The following is a 19,975-nucleotide window of genomic DNA, read 5'->3' as shown; positions in this document are numbered from 1 at the left end:
TCAGTAACCGCGCACCCTGTCGACCTCGTGCAGCAGGGGTTCCCCGGCGCTAAGCCGGCGGAAGTTTTCCCCCACATCCGACAGCGCATCCCCCAGATGCCAGCCCGAAACATGCGGTGTGATGGTCACGCCGGGATGCGCCCAAAGGGGGTTATCTGCGGGCAGAGGCTCGGTCACGGTCACGTCCAGAACGGCATGGCCGGGTGTGCCACGGTCAAGCGCGGCCATCAGCGCGGCCTCGTCAATCAGATCGCCGCGCCCGGCGTTCAAAAGCTGACTACCGGGTTTCATCGCGGCCAGCATTTGTGCGTCAAACAACCCTTTGGTTTCAGCGGTGGACGGCAGGATTGCGCAGACATGATCGCATTGACCCAGCATTTCTGGCAGGGCGGCATCCCCGTGCAGGCAAGTAACACCGTCGATCTGCTTGGGCGAACGGCTCCACCCCATTACCTGAAAACCCACGGCCCGCAGCATTTTGGCGCTGCGCGTGCCGATATGGCCCAGACCCAGAACGCCCACCACGGTATCGGGTGCATAAATCGGCTCTTTCGGCAGCCATTCGGCGCGGCGCTGAGCCTGTTCGTGAAACACCATGTGGCGCTGGTGCCGCAGGACATAGGCCACAAACCACTCGGCGATTTCCTGCGCGGGCGCATCGGGCTTCAGCCGCGCCACCCGCACATGTGCAGGCAGGCTGGGATGGCTGACGATCGTCTCGACCCCTGCGCCCAGCTTTTGCACCAGTTGCAGGTTGGGCAGGCGTTTGGGGTGATCGCCGCTGAGCGTGGCCACGGCGATCATTGTGATTTCGGCGGGATCGCCCAGAGTATCCGGTGTGCGCACATCCAGACCGGGGTGAAGCCGCAGAATGTCGCGGGCAATATCGCTGTCGCGGATCCAGTCAGACAGCCCCGTTTCGATCAAAAGTGCCATGAAGCGCCCCCATTGGTGTATCTGGTGGTTTCGTCCTGTCGCCGACTGGACATTCCCACCGCAGCTAAGTCATTCTTTGGCCGAAGGTAAAGCCCGATCCCAGGATCGGCTGAGCAGGCAAGATCAACACATGTTTGAGGCGACCCATGACCGGGACATCTGAGCAAAGCCGTCCGGCCTATTTCCACCTGCGCGACGATGGGGCCTTTGTGGGCAACAACCCCGCGCGCGGCCCTTGGTCTGCCGATCACTGCCACGCCGGGCCGGTCAGCGGCCTGATCGTGCGCGCCGCCGAAACCGAGGTGGGCCCCGAAAAGATGCTGACCCGCCTGACGGTCGATCTGTTGCGACCACTGCCCCTGTCCGGGTTGCGTGTGGCAGCGGAAACCACGCGCCACACCAAAACGCTGGCGACCACCCGCGTGACGGTCCACGATCTGGACGACACGCTCTGCGCCACCGCGACGACCATGCATCTGGTGCGTCGTGATCTGGGGCCGGTTCCCAATGTGACAATCGCGCCGCCCCGGTTGGACGATGCGGTCACAGGCCCCTTTCCGATTGGCCAGGTGCGCCACGATCTGCCGGGTTTTGCCAATCATTCGGACATTCTCTACCCCAAGGGTGGCAATCAGGGCGCAGGTCCCAAAACGGTCTGGATGCGCACGCCCGCGCTGCTTGAAGGCGAGGCGCAGTCACCGATTCAGGCGCTGTGCCCGCTGGCCGATTGCGGCAACGGTATCTCATGGAATGCGCCTACCACCGAGATGGGGTTCATGAACACCGACCTGACCGTACAAATCCATCGTGAACCGGTGTCGGACTGGATGGCCTCGGATTCGATCTGTCATTGGCAGCCTTCGGGGATCGGTATGTCTCAATCCGTGCTCTATGACACCCAAGGGCCCGTGGGCACTGCGCTGCAAACGCTGATCCTGTTCCCGCCTGCGTGAGCCGTTGGCTGGTTTCTGCAAACAAAGCGTGAAACGCATTGCCGCGCCTTGGCCCAGCCCCTATCTTTCGCCCATGCGCTGGATCTTACCCCTTTTAAGCTGCTGCCTCGCCGCCCCGGCCATGGCGCATCCGCATGTTTTCATCGACACCGGGGTCGAGTTCATCGTGGACGACTCCGGCCAGTTGACCCATGTCCGCGTGACCTGGGCCTATGATGAGCTTTATTCGCTGTTTCAGCTGGAAGAGTTGAAGCTGGACCAGGATGGCGACGGCGTTCTGACAGAAGGCGAAAAGAGGTTTCTGACCGGGTTCGACGCGCAATGGGACGAAGGGTTTTATGGGGATTTCGTGGTCTTTGCCGATGGCGAACGCGTGGCCTTGTCCCGCCCGCTGGAACCGACCGCCACGACCGAGGACGGGCGCATCGTGTCCTCTCATCTGCGCGCAGTCGAAGGAGGGGCGGTCTCAGCAGCCTCTCTGACTGCAAAAGCCTATGATGAGACCTATTACACCGCATACGAAGTGACCCGGCCAGTTACGGTTTCTGGTCCCGCGTCCTGCGAAATCAGCCGGATTGATCCCGATATTGACGGAGAGCTGGCCCAGATGCGGGCCTTTCTGCTGACGCTGGATGCCAATTACGACCTTGAGGAAAACGATATCCCGCTGGTCGGGGAAAACTTTGCGACCGAGATTTTCGTTTCATGTCCAAATACCTGATTGTTCCGGTCGCCCTCGCCATCGGTCTGTTGCTGTGGTTCTGGGGCAGTGGTGGCTTTGACAGTCTGGCCGCCTGGGCCGCTGGTGAGCAGCGGGATTTCCAGAACCAGATCGCCCGCGCCCTGCGCGCCGCCCGCGCCGAACAGCCGCAGGCGGTCGCGACCCTGCTGACGGTCTGTTTCGCCTATGGCTTTTTCCACGCCATCGGGCCGGGCCACGGCAAGGTGCTGATCGGGGGGTACGGCCTTGGCCGCCGCGTGGCCTTTTGGCGTCTGTCCGCGATCAGCGTTTTGTCCAGTCTGGGGCAGGCGGTGACAGCTATCTTGCTGGTCTATGCCGGGGTTCTGATCTTTCAGATGTCGCGCGAAAGCCTTGTGGGCACGACCGAGCAGGTCATGGCCCCGATCAGCTACGCGGCAATCGCAGCCATTGGCCTGTGGCTGGTGTTTCGCGCCATCCGAAGCTTTGCGCGGCGGTATAAGGCCGAGACCGCACATCACCATCATGATCACAACCATCATCACCATGACGGTGTCTGTTCCGATTGCGGTCACCGCCATGGCCCCACGGCGGACGAGGTGGCGCAGGTCGGCAGCCTGCGCGAAGCGGCGCTGCTGATCGCAGGCATCGCAGCGCGGCCCTGTACCGGTGCGCTGTTCGTTCTGATCCTGACCTGGCAGATGGGCATCGCAATGGTCGGTATCGCGGGTGCTTTCGCGATGGCGCTGGGCACCGCGTTGGTGACAACGCTGGTGGGTTGGACCTCGTTCGGGTTGCGGGGTGGGTTGCTGGCGTCGGCTTCGGCCACGCGGTTCGCCTCGGTGCTGGCCCCCACAATTGAGCTGGTGGCCGGGCTGGTGATCGCGGTGATTGCCAGCGGGCTGTTGATGCGGGCGATCTAGTCGAAGACCGGTTCCGGGTATCCGACCCGCGCCAGATACAGCCCCTGCGGCGGGCAAACCGGCCCGCAGGCCGCGCGGTCCGCAGCCTCAAGCGCGTCGCGCACATCTTCGGGCGTCCACGCGCCTGCGCCCACGCGTTCCAGTGTGCCGACGAAACTGCGCACCTGATTGTGCAGGAATGACCGGGCGCGCACGTGGAAATGCACCTCGGGGCCGGAAAAGCCGTCAACCTGCTCCACCCGCAGTTCATCCAGCGTTTTGACCGGGCTGGCCGCCTGACAGATCGAGGATCGGAAGGTGGTGAAATCATGCCGCCCGATCAGCATATCGGCCCCGGCCTGCATCGCGTCGACGTCCAGCTGGTGGTTGATCTGCCAGACCTGCCCGGCCTCATGGGTGGCAGGCGCGCGGCGCATGAGGATGCGGAACAGGTACTGACGCTCCAACGCCGAAAATCGGGCGTGCCAATCGTCATCGACCTGCGCGGCCCGGACGATGGCCACAGGCTGCGGCTTGAGGTGATAATTCAGCGCCTCGGACAGGCGGAACGGGTCCCAGTCCTTGACCAGATCGCAATGGGCCACCTGACCCAACGCATGCACACCCGCATCGGTGCGACCTGCGGCGGCGATGGTGTGATCGCCCGGCTGTATGCGCGACAGGGCCTGTTCAATCGCGCCCTGAACGGACGGCTGATCCTTTTGCCGCTGCCATCCGGCGAACGGTTCCCCCTGGTATTCGACTTGCAACGCGTATCTAGGCATGGGGTGCTGGTAACGCGGCGCGCAATCACGGGCAAGGGCCGGAAAGCGCTGGTATGTGCTGCAGTGGCTACCTATCTTGGACGAAACGATAAAAGCGGGGCGACAGTTTGGTCATCTCATCCCTGGCAGACAGTCTTGTGCGCGGTGTCGAAACAATCGGCGACAGCGTGTCCGAGACCTTGTTTGAGCCGGTTATACGTCTGGGCGTCACGGGTCTGGCGCGGTCGGGCAAGACGGTGTTCATCACCTCTCTGGTCGCCAATCTGCTGGACCGGGGGCGCATGCCCGGGCTGGTCGCGCAGCAAGAGGGGCGGATCAACACCGTCTATCTGCAACCGCAGCCCGACGATACCGTGCCCCGGTTCGATTACGAAAACCATCTGGCTGCGCTGACCGGGCCGCAACCGCATTGGCCTGACAGCACCCGCGCCGTGTCCGAGCTGCGCCTGTCATTCAAGGCCCGCCCGTCCGGCTTGCTGGCCGGATTGCAGGGACCGCGCACCATCCATCTGGACATCGTGGATTACCCGGGCGAGTGGCTGCTGGACTTGGCCCTGTTGGACAAATCCTATGAGGTCTGGTCGGCCGAGACTCTGGACCGCATCGCCCGGCGATCCGAGGCTCAGGCGTTTCTGGCGCAGGCCAAGGCGGCTGATCCGGAAGGTGCGCATGATGAACCTGTGGCGCAGGCGCTGGCCAAAGCCTTTGCCGACTATCTGAACGCCGCGCGGGAGGCCGGGTTCTATGACTGCACGCCGGGGCGGTTTTTGCTGCCGGGCGATCTGGCAGGCTCTCCGGTGCTGACCTTTGCCCCCTTGCCGGTCGATGGTCCCGCCCCGCGTCGCAGCTTGCATCGCGAAATGGCCCGCCGGTTTGAGGCGTATAAGGCGCAGGTGGTGAAGCCGTTCTTTCGCGACCATTTCTCACGAATTGACCGGCAGGTGGTTCTGGTCGATGCGCTGGGCGCGATCCACAAAGGGCCACAAGCGGTCGAGGATATGCGCCGCGCCATGGCCGACATTCTGGCCGCCTTCCGCCCGGGTCGCAACGCGTGGCTGACGCAGCTGCTGCTGGGCAAACGGGTCGAACGTATCCTGTTTGCCGCTACCAAGGCCGATCATCTGCACCACACACAACACCCCCGCCTGACCCATATCATGGAGGCGCTGACCCGCGATGCCCGCGACCGGGCCAGCTTTGCCGGGGCTGAAACGGCGGCGCTGTCGTTGGCAGCGCTGCGCGCAACGACCGAGGAAATCCGCACCCATAACGGGGCAGAGCTGCCCTGCGTGCGCGGCACTTTGCTGGACGGTAAGCAGGCGGCGTTTTACCCCGGAGATTTGCCCGAAGACCCGGCCCATCTGTTGGGGCCTGCCCGCAACGGGGCCGACAGCTGGCTGGGTGAGGATTTCGGCTTTATGGCCTTTGCGCCTGCGCATCTGACATTGCGCCCCGGCGACGGCCCGCCGCATATCCGGCTGGATCGCGCCGCGCAGTTCCTGATCGGAGATCGGCTGTGAACGTGACTCTTCGACCCGCGCGCACCACCGATGCGGGCCGTATCGGAGAGATCCTGCATACGTTCTCTCGCGATAACGATTGGATGCCGGTGCTGCATTCGAGCGCTGAAACCATCGGTTTTTGCGGGTGGATGATCGATCAGGGCTGGGTCACCGTAGCCGAAGAGGAGGGCGCGGTGATCGGCTTTCTGGCGCTCAAGGGAACGCAGGTGCATTCCCTGTACCTGACACCTGCGCGGTGCGGGCGCGGGATTGGGCGGCGTTTGCTGGATCATGCAAAGTCGGGCCGGGCCGAGCTGTCTTTGTTCGCGTTTCAGGCCAATCCCGGCGCCTGCCGGTTTTACGAACGCAACGGCTTTGTCGAGGTTGCCCGCAGCGACGGCGCAGAGAATGATGAAAACCTGCCGGACATCAACTATGTCTGGCGCAGGGAAGGGGCAACCGATGGCTAAAGGTCCGGTACTGATTGATCTGGATGCAGAGGAACCTGCCGCCGACGTGGCGCAGGCCCCGCCGGTGCCCGATATTGCCCCGCCACGGGGGCAGGCGATGCAGACGGCGGCGCGGTTAGCCGCGCGCAAACCCTCGGCCCTGTCGCGGTGGTTTTGGGGTTTGGCTCTCGCGGTGGTCGGGGCCGTGGTCTCGGTTGCGGCCTGGGATTTCGTGAATTCGCTACTGTTGCGCGCGCCGATTTTGGGTTGGGTGGTAACCGGGTTGATCGGCGCATTGGTTCTGGTCGCGCTGATCATCGCGGTGCGGGAACTGGCCGCCATCGGGCGGCTGTCCCGCGTCGACGGGATGCGCCGCGCGGCTGATGCTGCGCTGGCCGATGCGGATTTGGCGCAGGCCAAAGCGGTCACCAATCGCCTGATCGCGTTCTACAAGGGGCGCGACGAAACCCAATGGGGCGGGGACCGCCTGTCAGAACGCATGGGTGAGCAGTTCGATGCCGCAACCCTGCTGACCCTGGCCGAGGACGAGGTATTGGCCCCCTTGGACGCCGCCGCCAGCCGCGAGGTTGAGGCGGCCGCCCGTCAGGTCGCGACCGTAACGGCCCTTGTGCCGCTGGCGCTGGCGGATGTGGTGACGGCGCTGGCGGCGTCACTCAGGATGATCCGACGGGTGGCTGAAATCTACGGCGGCCGCGCGGGGTTTCTGGGCAGTTGGCGGCTGACCCGCGCGGTTTTTGTGCATCTGGTGGCAACCGGCGCGGTGGCCGTGGGTGATGACTTGTTAGAACCTGTTCTGGGCGGATCGGTCCTCAGCAAGCTATCGCGCCGCTTTGGTGAGGGGCTGGTAAACGGCGCCCTTAGCGCGCGGGTTGGCGTGGCCGCGATGGAGGTTTGCCGACCCCTCCCGTTCTCCGAGCGGCACAAACCATCGACGCGCGGGATGATCAAACGGGCGCTCAGCGGGCTGTTTTCCAAAACTTGACCTGACGCAAAGTCACTTGGCCCGGGAACCTGCATAACGGAACCCGGAGCCAGCCATGACCGATCACGGACACAGCCAGCGGGAAATTGCAGCGCGGATCAACGCCCCTCCGGGGCGGGGGGTTCTGCGTGATGTGGTTTATGGTGGCATTGACGGGTCGGTCACAACCTTTGCCATCGTGGCCGGGGTCGCGGGGGCGGGGCTGTCCCCGTTCATCATCGTTGCGCTGGGTCTTGCCAATGTTCTGGCCGACGGGTTTTCCATGGCTGCCGGGAATTACTCGGGCACCAAGGCCGAGCTGGACAATATCCGCCGCATTCGTGCCATCGAGGAACGCCATATTTATCTCTACCCCGACGGAGAGCGCCGCGAGGTGCGCGAGATTCTGGCACAAAAGGGCCTGTCCGGCCGGGTGCTGGATGAGGCGACGGAGGCAATCACCGCCAACCACGACAACTGGATCAACCTGATGATCGAAGGCGAATACGGGCTGGGCAGTGTTGACCCGCACCCGTTCAAGGCCGCGATGGCGACGTTTATCGCCTTTCTTGTCGCGGGTATGGTGCCGTTGTTGCCGTTCCTGTTCGGTCTCGATCGGGCTTTTACCTTATCGGCCTGTATGACCATGGCGGTATTCTTTGCGATCGGAGCCTTCAAGAGCCGCTGGTCCCTTTCCCCTTGGTGGCGGTCAGGGTGCGAGACTTTCCTGATCGGTGGGGCAGCGGCGATGATCGCTTATCTGGTGGGGTCATTGTTTCATCCCTGACGGCCAAGATTGTCGCAGCGGGTCGTATAAGGCTGGTCACTGTCGCCTCATTGGCTAGGCTGACCTGGATTGGGTTTACGGATTGAGCGATCAGTGCGGCTTGTGGATAAAAATATCCTTGTTCTGGGGGCTTACGGTTTCATCGGCGCGGCGGTGACGCGCGCGTTGCTGGGCGAAGGGGCGCGTGTCGCGGGTTTTGTCCGCAGTGGCAAGACTGGGGCGCAGGTTCTGCCTGACGTTCGGCGGGTGACAGGCGATCTGCGGTCGTGTTTGCAACCCAGCGATTGGGAGGTTCCGCTGACAGGCATCGCCTGCGTGGTCAATTGTGCCGGTGCTTTGCAGGATGGCCCGGCGGATGACCTTGAGGCCGTGCATCATACTGCGATTGCGGCGCTGGGTGCTGCTTGCGCGGCCAAGGGGATCGCGGTGGTTCAGATCTCGGCCATTGGGGTCGAAGCGGATGCTGACACCGATTTCATGCGCACCAAGGCTGCGGGTGACGCGGCACTGCGGGCCTGTGGTGCACCTTTGTGGATATTGCGGCCCGGTTTGGTGATCGGACAATCTGACTATGGCGGCACGGCGTTGCTGCGCATGCTGGCTGCCGTCCCTTTGGTGCAACCCATCGCGCATCCAAAGACCCCGGTGCAATGCGTCGGCATGCCGGACCTGTGCCGCGCAGTGACCGAAGCCGTTGCACAGGACTTACCGCAGGGCACTTATGATCTGGTCGAAGAGACGCCGTTCCCCCTGTCTGACGTACTGTCCGAGACGCGGCGCTGGATGGGATTCCCGCCTGCGCGAAAAACTGTTGTCATGCCAGGCTGGGCCACCGACCTGACTGCGCGCATAGCGGATGTATTGGGGCATCTGGGGTGGCGTTCTCCCCTGCGCAGCAACGCGATGACGGTGATGGCAGACGGGGTGATCGGCGACCCACACCCCTATCGCGCGGCTATGGGCCGCTCGCTGGCCAGCTTACCACAGATTTACGCCAGTCTGACCTGCGCACGAGAACATCGTCTGGCGGCCCGAATGGCCTTGCTGATGCCGGTTGTTGTCGCTGTGCTCAGCCTGTTCTGGCTGCTGTCCGGCCTGCTCGGGTTGATCGGTATCTCCAAGGCAGCGGCGATCCTGACAGGCGCGGGATGGAGTATGGCGATGGCCGTCGCCAGCGTCCTATTCTGGTCTTTCGTCGATATTGCGCTGGGTCTTGCGATCCTATGGCGACCTTGGGCTGCGCGGGCGTGTTTGGCGCAGGTTGCGGTGGCGCTGTTCTATGTGCTGGCCGCAAGTGTCTCTACCCCCGACCTGTGGCTGGACCCGTTGGGCCCGTTGGTCAAAATCTTGCCGGCGATGACCTTGTCGCTTGTCGCGTGGCCTCTGTTGCAGAGCCGATGATGGACCCGGACCTGATCCTGCGCTGGCTGCACGTGATCGGAGCCTGTGTTCTGCTGGGCACCGGCGCGGGTATCGCGTTTTTCATGCTGATGGCGCATCGCACCGGGGATGCCCGATTCATTGCGCAAACGGCGGGGATCGTCGTGCTGGCTGATCTGCTTTTCACCACCACCGCAGTTGTTCTGCAGCCCGTGACCGGAGGGCTGCTGGCATGGAGGCTGGGATGGTCCCTGACCGAAGGATGGGTGATGGCCTCACTGGCGCTTTATGCTGTGGCCGGGCTGTTCTGGCTGCCGGTGGTCTGGATTCAGCTCCGCCTGCGGGCGTTGGCGCAAGCGGCGGCTGATTTAGGCCATCCCCTTCCCAAAACCTATCACCGGCTGTTTCGCATTTGGTTTGCGTGCGGGTTCCCTGCCTTTGCCGCGGTGCTGATCATTATCTGGCTGATGATTGCGCGCCCTTCGATTGGTTGGGTTTGAATATCTCTGAAACCTGTGGGATTTCTGACTGTTGCACACTGCGCTGCTCGGATAGCCTGTTGCGGCAACCACCCGGAGTTTCCCTTTGGAATCCTTGCTTGTCCTTGTCGGATTGATCGTGCTGGCCATACCGGTGGCCATCATCGTACTGATTTTTTCTCACCTGCGTTTGCGCCGCCGGGTTGAGCAGCTAGAGCATAAAATCCGCGCGACAGGTGGGAAGCTTCTGGAAACACCCGGTGTTCCCGAATACCCGAAACCGCGCGAGACGACCGAAAAACCGGACGCACCGGCAAAACCCGCCCCGTGGTCCAGGCCGCAAAAGGTGGAACCTGTGGCAGAGGCATCACCGCCAGCTGCGATTGTGTTCCGCGAAGACCGCCTTTCGACACTAACGAAATGGCTGCGAGAAAACTGGTTCTATGTGGTCTCGGCGCTGTCGCTGGCTCTGGCCGGGATTTTTCTGGTGCAATATGGGGTGGAAAACGGCCTTTTGCCGCCAACCGCGCGTGTGCTTGCGGCGTTGGGGTTTGGCGTGGCCCTGATCGCGGCCGGAGAGGTCATTCGCCGCAAATTTGGCGATGACGAAAGCGCGGCGACGGCCTATTTGCCCTCGGTCTTTTCCGGGGCGGGTCTGGTTACGTTGTTCGGCGGTATTCTGGCCGCGCGGCAGCTATATGATCTGATCGGACCCGAGGCAGCGTTGGCTGCCATGGTCCTCATCGCCCTCGTGGGCTTGGTGTTGGGTTGGTTTCACGGGCCGCTATTGGCCGCCATTGGTTTGATCGGCGCATTTTCCGCACCGTTTGTGGTTGGCGGAGCGTCAGACGATCCCGGCTGGCTTTACGCTTATTTCTTCGTAATCGCCGTGCTGGGGCTGGGCATAGACACGGTGCGGCGCTGGGCATGGGTGTCGGTTCTGACGCTGTTCGGGGCCTATTGCGCCTGTTTGCTGCTGGTACTGTCCGCGCCGCTGACCGAGCCGGATTATCTGATCTGCGTCACCGCCCTAGCAGTAGTTGCCATCGCCATCCCCAACAGACGCATCCGGCCCGATCACAGCGGCCCCATGATCAGCCAGATCCTTATGCGCAAAAAGGGCGGGGTCTGGCCGGAATTTCCAACGCGTCTTGGGTTCGGCGCGGTTGCCGTGACCTCGGTTATTCTGGCAATTCATTGGGCCGATTCCGTGGCCGAGTTCTGGCTGGGCGTTGCCCTACTGGCGGGTCTGGCATTGGGGGTGATGCTGTGGGGCAGACGGGCCGAGGCGCTGCAGGACGCAACCCTGCTGCCTGCGCTTGGTCTGATCTGGTTCGTTCTGGCGCACGGGTTGGACAATGGCAGCGCGCTGCGTCAATTCGTCGAAACCTATGTTGAAACAGCCGAAGCCGATTATCCATGGGTGGTGACACTCCTGACCCTATTCGGTGCGGTGATCTCGGTTGCAGCCGCGTGGCGGTCGATGCGGGCGCGCAGATTCGCAGCGGTCTGGGCCGGGGCCGCTGCAGTTTACGCGCCTGCCTTGGCCATCGCGCTTGAGGTGGGCTGGAATCCTGCAGACACAATCGGCGCATACCCTTGGGCCCTTCATGCAATTGCGCTGGGTGTGCTGATGGTCATCTTCGCCGAACGCTTTGCCCGCGTTGATGGGGATGAGCGGATGCGGGCGTCTCTGGCGACACTGTCGGCCTTATCCTGCCTAAGCTTTGCCTGCGTCATCGTGCTCAGCTCAGCGGCGCTGACGATTGCCTTTGTGGTCATGGTCGTTGTCGCCGCTGCATTGGACCGCAAGTTCACATTGCCGCCACTCAGCTGGTTCATCTGGGCCGGTGTGTTCACTGTGACCGTGCGGCTTGTGCTGAACCCCGGGTTGCCCTGGGCCAGCACGGCCCCCGTGGTCGAGATGGCGCTGGTCTACGGCGCGGCCACCGTGGGTTTCGTGATTGCGTGGCTGTTGATCCGGTCGATGAACCGCCCTGTCGCCACCCTGCTGCTGGAAAGCGCGGCCTGGGCGAACGGGGGCATTCTGGCGTCACTGCTGTTGGAGCGCTGGTTGCAGAGTTTCGGTGAAGGCACCGCAACCAACAGCCATTGGGGGCTGGGTCTGCTGGCCATCATCTGGCTGCTGCTGGCATTCGCGCAGGTGCAGCGGTTTGAGCTGGGCGGCAAGCTGAACTATGCCCGTTATGGGTTGATGGCGTTTTTCGCAGGGCATGGCCTCTTTAGGCTGGTTCAGGCGCTGGTTGAGGCGAACCCGTTACTCAGCGCGATTGCCCCACCAGTTCTGGGGCCGCCTGTGTTGAACACGCTTGCTGTCGCCTATCTGTTGCCTGCACTGGCTATCGGCTTTTCAGTCTGGCGTATCCATGCAACGCCGCTGTGGCTGAGGCGCAGCAGCTATGGTCTGGCGGCAGCTTTGGCAACCGTGTGGCTTGGGCTGATGATCCGCCATGCCTGGCAAGGGGCGGATGGCATGTTCGAAGGCAACGGCGTGACCCAGCCCGAGCTTTACACCTATACCATGGCCTTGTTGGGGATCGGTGCGGTTCTGTTCTACCAGTCGCTGGCGCGGCGATCTGATCTGATGCGCAAGGTGGGCCTGGCGGTGATCGGGCTGGCCGTGGCCAAGGTGTTTCTGATCGACATTGCCGGGCTTGGCGGACTGATCCGTGTGTTCTCGCTGCTGGCTTTGGGGTTGGCTCTGGCCGGTCTGGCGTGGCTTAATCGCTGGGCGCAGTTGCGCCATTCGCCGCATGGGTCGGAACCTCTGGACCATTGAGAGCGGGCGTCTTATAAGCGCGGCCATGTATGACCGGATGGCCATCATTATTCGAATTATATCCCCGGCGCTCTGACCCTCTGAGACGCCGGGCAAAGGTGTTTGAGACTTCGCACCGACCGCTTCGATCCATACGACGACAAGATCATCCAAAGGACGCCCCAAATGTGCGCCGACACCACCCAGACACCTGACTATAAAGACACGCTGAACCTGCCCAAAACCGATTTCCCCATGCGCGCTGGCCTGCCCAAACGCGAACCCGCATGGCTGGAACGGTGGGAGACCATCGGCGTCTATGACCGCCTGCGTGAGAAAAAGGGTCGGACGCCATTCACCCTGCACGATGGTCCCCCCTATGCAAACGGTCACCTGCATATCGGCCACGCACTGAACAAGACGATCAAGGACATGATCGTGCGCTCGCATCAGATGATGGGCCATGACGCGCGTTACGTGCCGGGTTGGGACTGCCACGGCTTGCCGATCGAATGGAAGATCGAAGAGCAATACCGCAAGAAGGGCAAGAACAAGGACGAAGTGAACGTCGTCGATTTCCGTCAGGAATGTCGCAAGTTCGCCGAAGGCTGGATCGATATCCAGCGCGACGAGTTCAAGCGCCTGGGCATCACTGGCAACTGGGCCGATCCCTACATCACCATGGACTATCACGCCGAGGCCGTGATCGCCGATGAGTTCATGAAGTTCCTGATGAACGGCACGCTCTATCAAGGGTCCAAGCCCGTGATGTGGTCGCCGGTTGAAAAGACCGCTTTGGCCGAGGCTGAGGTCGAGTATCACGACAAGGAAAGCTTCACCATCTGGGTGAAGCTCAAGGTGGTGAATGCGGGTGATCTGGATGACGCTTTTGTGGTGATCTGGACGACGACCCCTTGGACCATGCCGTCGAACAAGGCGGTCGTCTATGGCAAGGACATCGCGTATGGCCTCTACGAAGTTACCGGCGCGCCCGAGGAATGCTGGGCCAATGTAGGCGACAAATTCCTGCTGGCGGACAATCTGGCTGCTGATGTGCTAGGCCGCGCCCGTTTGAACGACGACCAGTGGACCCGTGTCCGCGACGTGACCGCCGATGAGTTGGAAAGCGTCCAACTGACCCACCCGCTGGCCGGGGCCGAGGGTGGCAATGGCGAATGGGATGACATCCGCGATTTCCGCGCGGCTGAATTCGTGACCGACACCGAAGGCACTGGCTTCGTTCACTGCGCGCCCTCGCACGGGATGGAAGAATTCGAACTCTATCGTGATCTGGGCATGTTGGAGCAGGTCATCACCTACAATGTGATGGACGATGGTAGCTTCCGCGCTGATCTGCCGTTCTTTGGCGGCAAATACATCCTGTCCCGCAAGGGCGGTGAAGGTGACGCGAACAAGGCGATCATCGACAAGCTGGTCGAGGTCGGCGGGCTGCTGGCGCGCGGTAAGATCAAGCACAGCTATCCGCATTCCTGGCGCTCGAAAGCGCCGATCATCTATCGCAACACGCCGCAGTGGTTCGCCTCGGTCGACCGTAAGCTGGACGATGGCATGGGACAGATGGGCGACACCATCCGCGAACGTGCCCTGCGATCGATTGATGAACTGGTGAAATGGACGCCGCAGACCGGTCGCAACCGTCTGTATTCCATGATCGAGGCCCGCCCGGACTGGGTTCTGTCGCGCCAGCGCGCCTGGGGCGTGCCGCTGACCTGCTTTACCAAGAAGGGGGCTTTGCCAACCGACGCGGATTACCTGCTGCGCAACGAAGAACTCAACGCCCGCATCAAGGCGGCTTTCGAGAAGGACGGCGCGGATGTCTGGTACACAGACGGCTTCAAAGAAGCGATCCTGGACGGCATCGCCAACCCGGAAGACTACGATCAGGTGTTCGACGTGCTGGACGTGTGGTTCGACTCGGGTTCGACCCACGCTTTCGTTCTGCGCGACCGTGAGGACGGCACCGAAGACGGCATCGCCGACGTCTACATGGAAGGCACCGACCAGCACCGCGGTTGGTTCCATTCGTCGATGCTGCAAGCTTGCGGCACCAAGGGCCGTGCGCCCTATCGGAACGTTGTGACCCACGGCTTTACGCTGGATGCCAAGGGCAACAAGATGTCCAAATCGCTGGGCAACACCATTGTGCCGGAAGAGGTCGTCAAGCAATACGGCGCCGACATTCTGCGCCTGTGGGTGGCCCAGACCGACTATACCGCCGATCAGCGGATCGGGCCGGAAATCCTGAAAGGCACCGCCGACAGCTATCGCCGTCTGCGCAACACGATGCGGTTCATGCTGGGTTCGCTGGCTGATTTCTCTGAGGCGGATCGGGTTGCGCCCGAGGATATGCCGCGTCTGGAACGCTGGGTCCTTAGCCGTCTGGCCGAGTTGGATGAACAGGTCCGCAAGGGCTATGCCGCGTTCGATTTCCAGGGCGTGTTCAGCGCTGTGTTCACTTTTGCCACGGTCGATCTGTCCTCGTTCTATTTCGACGTCCGCAAGGATGCGCTGTACTGTGATGGTGACAGCCTGCGCCGTCGCGCGGCGCGCACCGTGCTAGACATCCTGTTCCACCGCCTGACCACATGGCTGGCCCCGGTTCTGGTCTTTACCATGGAAGAAGTCTGGTTGGAGCGGTTCCCCGGTGATGACAGCTCGGTCCATCTGGTGGACTTCCCCGACACGCCTGCGAATTGGCGTCACGAAGCGATGGAAGCCGCGATGGCCAAGGTCCGCCGTGTTCGCCGCGCGGTGACTGCCGCGCTGGAGGTTCAGCGCCAGGACAAGGTCATCGGATCCAGCCTTGAGGCCGCGCCCATCGTCTATGTCGAAGATCAGGAAACCCGCGATCTGCTATCGACCTTTGATGTAGATGACATGTGCATCACCTCGGGCCTGACCGTAACGGGTGATCCAGCCCCGGCCGAGGCGTTCCGCGTGCCGGAAATCGAAGGCGTAGCCGTGGTGTTCGAAAAGGCCGAGGGCGACAAGTGCCAACGGTGTTGGAAAATCCTTCCCGATGTGGGCCGCCACGCCCACGAAGGCGTCTGCGGACGCTGCGACGAGGCGCTGAGCTAAGATCAAACCCCCGGCCCAACCGCCGGGGGTTTTTCGTTGCGCAGGGCCGGGCGATCTGAAAACCTGCGCCCATGCCTACGATCGCCGTGCAAACTCAGTTTGGTCGACTTGGAGTCGAAGAGACCGACGGGGCCATCACGCGCCTTGTGTGGAATGGGGTGGATGATGGCCCCGTCACGCCCCTGTTGCGAGAGGCTGCAGCTCAGTTACAAGCCTATGATCTGGGGCAGCTAGACAGGTTCGACCTGCCGTATCGCGTGGCCGGGTCAGATTTTCAGCGGCAGGTCTGCGATCTGATGTTTGCGATTCCGTTGGGTGAGACGCGCACCTACGGAGAGATCGCCAAAGAGTTGGGACAGCCGCCCCAGCCAGTCGGGCAGGCTTGTGGCGCGAATCCCATTCCGGTGATCATTCCCTGCCATCGCGTGCTTGCAGCGAATGGTCTGGGCGGGTTCTCTGGTGACGGCGGTATTGAAACCAAGGTGGCCCTGTTGCGGCATGAACGGGCGGCGGGTTTGCTGATCTAAGGTCTGGAATTCTATTGCAATCCCGGCGTGCGAAGCCCAATTTGTATCATATCGAGAATTCAAAGGACCCGATTTCATGACCGCTCAGACAGACCCGGCCACAACTAAAAAGGCTATCATTGACCGACTGATGTCTTTGGAAGAACAGGAGTTGGCGACCGCGCAAGCCCATTACGATGCGTTTCTAAAGGATTCTCAGCTGGATGACCGGGAAGGCCATGACAAGGATGACATTGCCGCCTCGCGCGAGAATGCGGATCTGGCGGCGGCCTTTGATGCGCCGGTTCATGCGCATCACGCCAAGATTGATGTAATTGAAAACACCGATTTCAGTGTCACCAAAACGGTGCAACCCGGGGCTGTGGTCAAATTCAACAACCGGCGCTTTGTCGTCTGTGTCTCGACCACCCGCTTTGATGTGGATGGCAAGACCTATATGGGCATCTCAACCCAAAGCCCGATTTATTTGGCCATGGTCGGGCTGCAGGAAGGCGATGTCTTTACCCATAACGGGACCGAGTTCGAGGTTCAGGAGGTTCTGTAAGCTGCGCTTTTGCGCTGCGGAATGATCTGCTGCGCAATTCCTGCGAACACCAGATACAGGCTGGTGATGACCAGCCCCCAATGGGCCCAGCTTTCCGGATGGAAATCAACCCATGCGGCCCAGCCCGCGAAAAAGGTCCAGGCCAGGGCCATCGGTAGTGTGATTGCGCGCCAGCGCTGTGTGCGCACCGGGTGCACGAATTTCAGCGGCAGGAACATTGCAAGCGACAGCAATGAGACCAGCAGCAGGATTACCCAGAAATTCGGCTCCAGCGCGAAAACCACAATGACGAACATGTTCCAACAACCAGGAAACCCGGAAAAGGAGTTGTCCTTTGTCTTCATACGCGTGTCGGCGAAATACATCGCGCTGGCGAAAGTGATAACGATAATCGCGAACCAGCCAGTCCAGCCATCCATCAGCCCCGATTTGAACAGGGCAAAGGCCGGGATGAACACATAAGTCAGATAGTCGATGATCAGATCCAGCAACACGCCATCAAATTCCGGCGCGTTCTTTTTCACGTGGTAATGGCGCGCCAGGGGGCCATCGATGCCGTCCACGATGAACGACACCACCAGCCACAGATACATCAGGCTCCATTTTTCTTCGACAGCGGCCAGCATGGCCAGCATCGCGAACACAGCGCCTGTTGCAGTGAAGAGGTGAACGGAAAGAGCTTTGAATCTAAGTGTCATGCGTGTGTCATGACCGATGCGTTGACCAGATGCAAAGCAAAAAGCCAAGGCGGCAGTTCTAACCGTGGGGTGGCTTGGGATTGAGCATTTCAAAATGCGCTTAGGGCAGAATATGAGGCGTGGTTTCAGATTCTGTGATATTCCCGTCGCATCCGTTTAGTAACCTTTAACGCGAGGGAAGTATCGAATTGCTCGCCTTTGGTTGAGTAATTATGCGCTGAACTATCAAGAAGAAAACGACGGAATACATCTAAAATGAAAATTGCACCACTTTCGACTATTGTTCTTTCTCTGGCCTGCGCGGCCTGTGCGACAAAGTCGGATAAAATCCTGAAAGCCAAAGATCATGCAGCGAATGTCAACTTCGCCTCGGAGCAGGCAGAGCAGGATGTGGTCGGGTTCCGTGCAACCAGTGTGCGCGTTTCCCGCGACGGAAACTCCAGCATTCCGGCTGTCTGTGAACTGGTCGGTAAGGGGTTTGACGCCAAAGTGACCACGCCGAGCATCGTGAACCTTCCCAGCTATGGCAAAGGGACACAGCCGATTGAGGTAAACTGTCTGGTGGATGACAAGACCCACACCAAGACTGTGAAACCTGCCAACCTGTCGGCCGATAACCGTCAGGCCAACGCGATCGGCGCGGGTATTCTGGTCGGCGGTGTGATCGGTGGTGCTGTGGCCGGATCAGTGGCTGGCGAGAAGGAAGGTGATGCCTACGGGTACAAGGCGATCAAGCTCAATATCGAGTAACTAGGCCTTGGGATGCGCGCGGTTGTAAACCTCCATCAACCGCGCGGTGTCCACGGCCGTGTAGGTCTGTGTCGTGGAGAGTGAAGCATGGCCCAAAAGCTCCTGAATGGCGCGCAGGTCACCGCCGGCAGACAGCAGATGGGTGGCAAAGCTGTGGCGCAGGGCGTGGGGCGTTGCAGTCGCAGGCAGGCCAAGCTGCATCCGGGCCTTGGCCATGACCCCCTGGATGGCGCGTGGATTCAACGGGCCGCCGCGGACCCCGCGAAACAGAGCTTTGTCGTTGGCTTGCGGATGTGGGCAGAGCTGCAGGTAGTGATCGACGGCAGAGCGTGCGGCAGGTAGAACGGGTACGATCCGTTCTTTGTTGCCTTTTCCAATGATCCGCAGCGTGCTTGGCAACGGGGCGTCGGCGCCGGTCAGTGACAGCGCCTCGGAAATACGCAGACCGCATCCATAAAGCAGCGTGACGACTGCGACGTCGCGGGCCGAGACCCAATCGCTGGTCGATTGCAGCTCGACCGTTTCGATCATGGCGCGGGCGGCGTCTTCTGCCAGAGGTCTCGGCAGTTTCTTGGTGAATTTGGGCGCGCGCGTCGACAGAACTGCGGTGGGTTCGAACCCTTCGCGTTCGGACAGCCAGCGGTAAAAGCTTTTGACGGCTGAGAGTTTGCGCGCCAGCGACCGCGCACCGACGCCCGAGGCCCGCTGATCGGCCATCCAGGCGCGCATGTCAGACACAGTGATCCGTGCCAGCGCGGCCAACCCCTGCCTTTCGCTGTAATGCAGGGTCATGAAAGCCAGGAATTCTGTGACATCCCCGCGATAGGCGTTTTGCGTATTCTCGGATCGTCCGCCCAAGGCCCCCAGACTGTCCAGCCAATGCTGCAACGCATCGCGGCAGGCTGGGGAGATCAGGCTCATGACAGCCAGTGACGCATAGACCGTTCGAACACGCCGGCAAAGAAGGACAGCAGATCCGTGCCCAGTTGCGGCGTAAAGTGGTTGGCGTCCTTGGCCCCCATGACGATCATGCCGGGCAAACGACCTTCGCCAAGGTTCAGCCGCAGGCAGGCCTCGGACCGGAACTGGTTGGCTTCAGGGCCGAAAATGCGCGGGCTGGGGTTTACTGCGGGGCGCAGAACAACCTCGCGGGCAGGGCCGCCGCGATCCTGGCTGAGATAGGCGTCGACGGTTCCGGGTTCGACCACCGTCAGCACGCCGCCCAGCTTTGCGATTGCCGGGTCTTCCTGCAAAGCGGTGGTTTCCAGAACCAGAGTGATATGATCCACACGCAGGATCTCGGCGATCTCACCGCCAAGCGTGCGCAAAAACTCCTCGAACTCGACCGGTTCCAGTAGCCTAAGGATGGCGCGGTGAACTTGGTTGGTGCCTGCAAGGTTTTCATAGGCCGCCGCAATGACCGAGCGGTGGGTGTCTTCCAACCGGTCCAGCCGCGCCTCAAGCCGCTGCATGGCGATGCCGCGCAGGTCGATGACATTGTCGCCGCGCGCCTGTTCGTTTGCGGTGACAAGCGCCAGCATCAGATCCTTGTCGTCCAGAACGGCATCTGGTTCGGCCAGAATCGCGGCGCGAAGATTGTCCTTGAGTTTGGTGTTGCTGCTCATGTCCCGTCCGTCTTTTTTTGTTGGCCGCCTTATAACACGGGTCGCGGCAATTGCCTTGGGAAAAATGCAAGCAAAAGTGGATTTCGTACGGGGCTGTG

Annotated in this window: 19 protein-coding genes; 14 read left to right on the top strand and 5 right to left on the bottom strand. The window is 61.5% G+C overall.

Annotated elements, in window-relative coordinates; all coding sequences use genetic code 11:
• Nucleotides 1–936: a 2-hydroxyacid dehydrogenase gene (locus ACR0J5_RS09575; RefSeq protein WP_480652684.1), complete on the bottom strand. Its 936-nt coding sequence runs from the start codon at nucleotides 934–936 to the stop codon at nucleotides 1–3.
• 146 nt (nucleotides 937–1,082) lie between these two features.
• On the opposite strand from ACR0J5_RS09575, the gene ACR0J5_RS09570 reads away from it, so the two are divergent.
• The 3 genes from ACR0J5_RS09570 to ACR0J5_RS09560 all read left to right on the top strand — a co-directional run bounded on the left by ACR0J5_RS09570 (nucleotide 1,083) and on the right by ACR0J5_RS09560 (nucleotide 3,512).
• Complete coding sequence (locus ACR0J5_RS09570; protein ID WP_480652682.1) at nucleotides 1,083–1,889, top strand: thioesterase family protein; 807 nt, start codon at nucleotides 1,083–1,085, stop codon at nucleotides 1,887–1,889.
• Nucleotides 1,890–1,962: 73 nt separating this feature from the next.
• Complete coding sequence (locus ACR0J5_RS09565) at nucleotides 1,963–2,610, top strand: DUF1007 family protein (RefSeq protein ID WP_480652680.1); 648 nt, start codon at nucleotides 1,963–1,965, stop codon at nucleotides 2,608–2,610.
• The gene (locus ACR0J5_RS09560) at nucleotides 2,595–3,512 is read left to right on the top strand and encodes a nickel/cobalt transporter (protein WP_480652678.1); all 918 of its coding nucleotides are present in this window, start codon (nucleotides 2,595–2,597) and stop codon (nucleotides 3,510–3,512) included. Before ACR0J5_RS09565 ends, ACR0J5_RS09560 begins: the two co-directional genes overlap by 16 nt.
• Here the strand turns inward: ACR0J5_RS09560 and truA are convergent.
• The gene (gene truA / locus ACR0J5_RS09555; protein ID WP_480652676.1) at nucleotides 3,509–4,276 is read right to left on the bottom strand and encodes a tRNA pseudouridine(38-40) synthase TruA; all 768 of its coding nucleotides are present in this window, start codon (nucleotides 4,274–4,276) and stop codon (nucleotides 3,509–3,511) included. The two genes, ACR0J5_RS09560 and truA, sit on opposite strands and share 4 nt — an antisense overlap.
• A 107-nt stretch (nucleotides 4,277–4,383) precedes the next feature.
• Here truA and ACR0J5_RS09550 point away from each other — a divergent pair, with 107 nt between their 5' ends.
• The 10 genes from ACR0J5_RS09550 (at nucleotide 4,384) to ACR0J5_RS09505 (ending at nucleotide 16,804) form a co-directional block, all read left to right on the top strand.
• On the top strand, nucleotides 4,384–5,796 hold the full coding sequence (locus ACR0J5_RS09550) for a YcjX family GTP-binding protein (protein WP_480652674.1): 1,413 nt from the start codon (nucleotides 4,384–4,386) through the stop codon (nucleotides 5,794–5,796).
• Nucleotides 5,793–6,248: an N-acetyltransferase family protein gene (locus ACR0J5_RS09545; RefSeq protein ID WP_480652672.1), complete on the top strand. Its 456-nt coding sequence runs from the start codon at nucleotides 5,793–5,795 to the stop codon at nucleotides 6,246–6,248. The genes ACR0J5_RS09550 and ACR0J5_RS09545 overlap by 4 nt, the downstream gene beginning before the upstream one ends.
• Nucleotides 6,241–7,230, top strand: a complete 990-nt coding sequence (locus ACR0J5_RS09540) for a YcjF family protein (RefSeq protein ID WP_480652670.1) — start codon at nucleotides 6,241–6,243, stop codon at nucleotides 7,228–7,230. Before ACR0J5_RS09545 ends, ACR0J5_RS09540 begins: the two co-directional genes overlap by 8 nt.
• A gap of 55 nt (nucleotides 7,231–7,285) precedes the next feature.
• Nucleotides 7,286–7,996, top strand: coding sequence for a VIT1/CCC1 transporter family protein (locus ACR0J5_RS09535; RefSeq protein ID WP_480652668.1), 711 nt, complete (start codon nucleotides 7,286–7,288; stop codon nucleotides 7,994–7,996).
• A gap of 102 nt (nucleotides 7,997–8,098) precedes the next feature.
• Complete coding sequence (locus tag ACR0J5_RS09530; protein ID WP_480652666.1) at nucleotides 8,099–9,397, top strand: SDR family oxidoreductase; 1,299 nt, start codon at nucleotides 8,099–8,101, stop codon at nucleotides 9,395–9,397.
• A complete protein-coding gene (locus ACR0J5_RS09525; protein ID WP_480652904.1) occupies nucleotides 9,397–9,876 on the top strand; it encodes a DUF2269 family protein in 480 nt (159 codons plus the stop codon). The genes ACR0J5_RS09530 and ACR0J5_RS09525 overlap by 1 nt, the downstream gene beginning before the upstream one ends.
• An 85-nt stretch (nucleotides 9,877–9,961) precedes the next feature.
• Nucleotides 9,962–12,655, top strand: coding sequence for a DUF2339 domain-containing protein (locus ACR0J5_RS09520; RefSeq protein WP_480652665.1), 2,694 nt, complete (start codon nucleotides 9,962–9,964; stop codon nucleotides 12,653–12,655).
• Nucleotides 12,656–12,820: 165 nt separating this feature from the next.
• Entirely contained in the window at nucleotides 12,821–15,733 is a 2,913-nt protein-coding gene (gene ileS / locus ACR0J5_RS09515) for an isoleucine--tRNA ligase (RefSeq protein WP_480652663.1), read from the top strand.
• A 71-nt stretch (nucleotides 15,734–15,804) separates the two neighbouring features.
• Nucleotides 15,805–16,260: a methylated-DNA--[protein]-cysteine S-methyltransferase gene (locus ACR0J5_RS09510; protein WP_480652660.1), complete on the top strand. Its 456-nt coding sequence runs from the start codon at nucleotides 15,805–15,807 to the stop codon at nucleotides 16,258–16,260.
• Nucleotides 16,261–16,336: 76 nt separating this feature from the next.
• The gene (locus ACR0J5_RS09505; RefSeq protein WP_480652658.1) at nucleotides 16,337–16,804 is read left to right on the top strand and encodes a hypothetical protein; all 468 of its coding nucleotides are present in this window, start codon (nucleotides 16,337–16,339) and stop codon (nucleotides 16,802–16,804) included.
• Here ACR0J5_RS09505 and ACR0J5_RS09500 read toward each other — a convergent pair.
• On the bottom strand, nucleotides 16,789–17,502 hold the full coding sequence (locus ACR0J5_RS09500; RefSeq protein ID WP_480652656.1) for a CDP-alcohol phosphatidyltransferase family protein: 714 nt from the start codon (nucleotides 17,500–17,502) through the stop codon (nucleotides 16,789–16,791). The two genes, ACR0J5_RS09505 and ACR0J5_RS09500, sit on opposite strands and share 16 nt — an antisense overlap.
• A gap of 255 nt (nucleotides 17,503–17,757) precedes the next feature.
• Between ACR0J5_RS09500 and ACR0J5_RS09495 the strand changes: the two genes are divergently transcribed.
• Nucleotides 17,758–18,252: a hypothetical protein gene (locus ACR0J5_RS09495; protein ID WP_480652654.1), complete on the top strand. Its 495-nt coding sequence runs from the start codon at nucleotides 17,758–17,760 to the stop codon at nucleotides 18,250–18,252.
• Here ACR0J5_RS09495 and ACR0J5_RS09490 read toward each other — a convergent pair whose 3' ends face one another.
• Entirely contained in the window at nucleotides 18,253–19,173 is a 921-nt protein-coding gene (locus tag ACR0J5_RS09490; protein WP_480652652.1) for a tyrosine recombinase XerC, read from the bottom strand. It abuts the gene before it with no gap.
• Complete coding sequence (locus ACR0J5_RS09485) at nucleotides 19,170–19,877, bottom strand: DUF484 family protein (RefSeq protein WP_480652650.1); 708 nt, start codon at nucleotides 19,875–19,877, stop codon at nucleotides 19,170–19,172. Before ACR0J5_RS09485 ends, ACR0J5_RS09490 begins: the two co-directional genes overlap by 4 nt.
• Nucleotides 19,878–19,975: the final 98 nt, after the last annotated feature.

It is taken from the genome of Ruegeria sp. BE1 (assembly GCF_056538885.1).
This window is presented reverse-complemented; position numbering and strand designations above follow the sequence as displayed.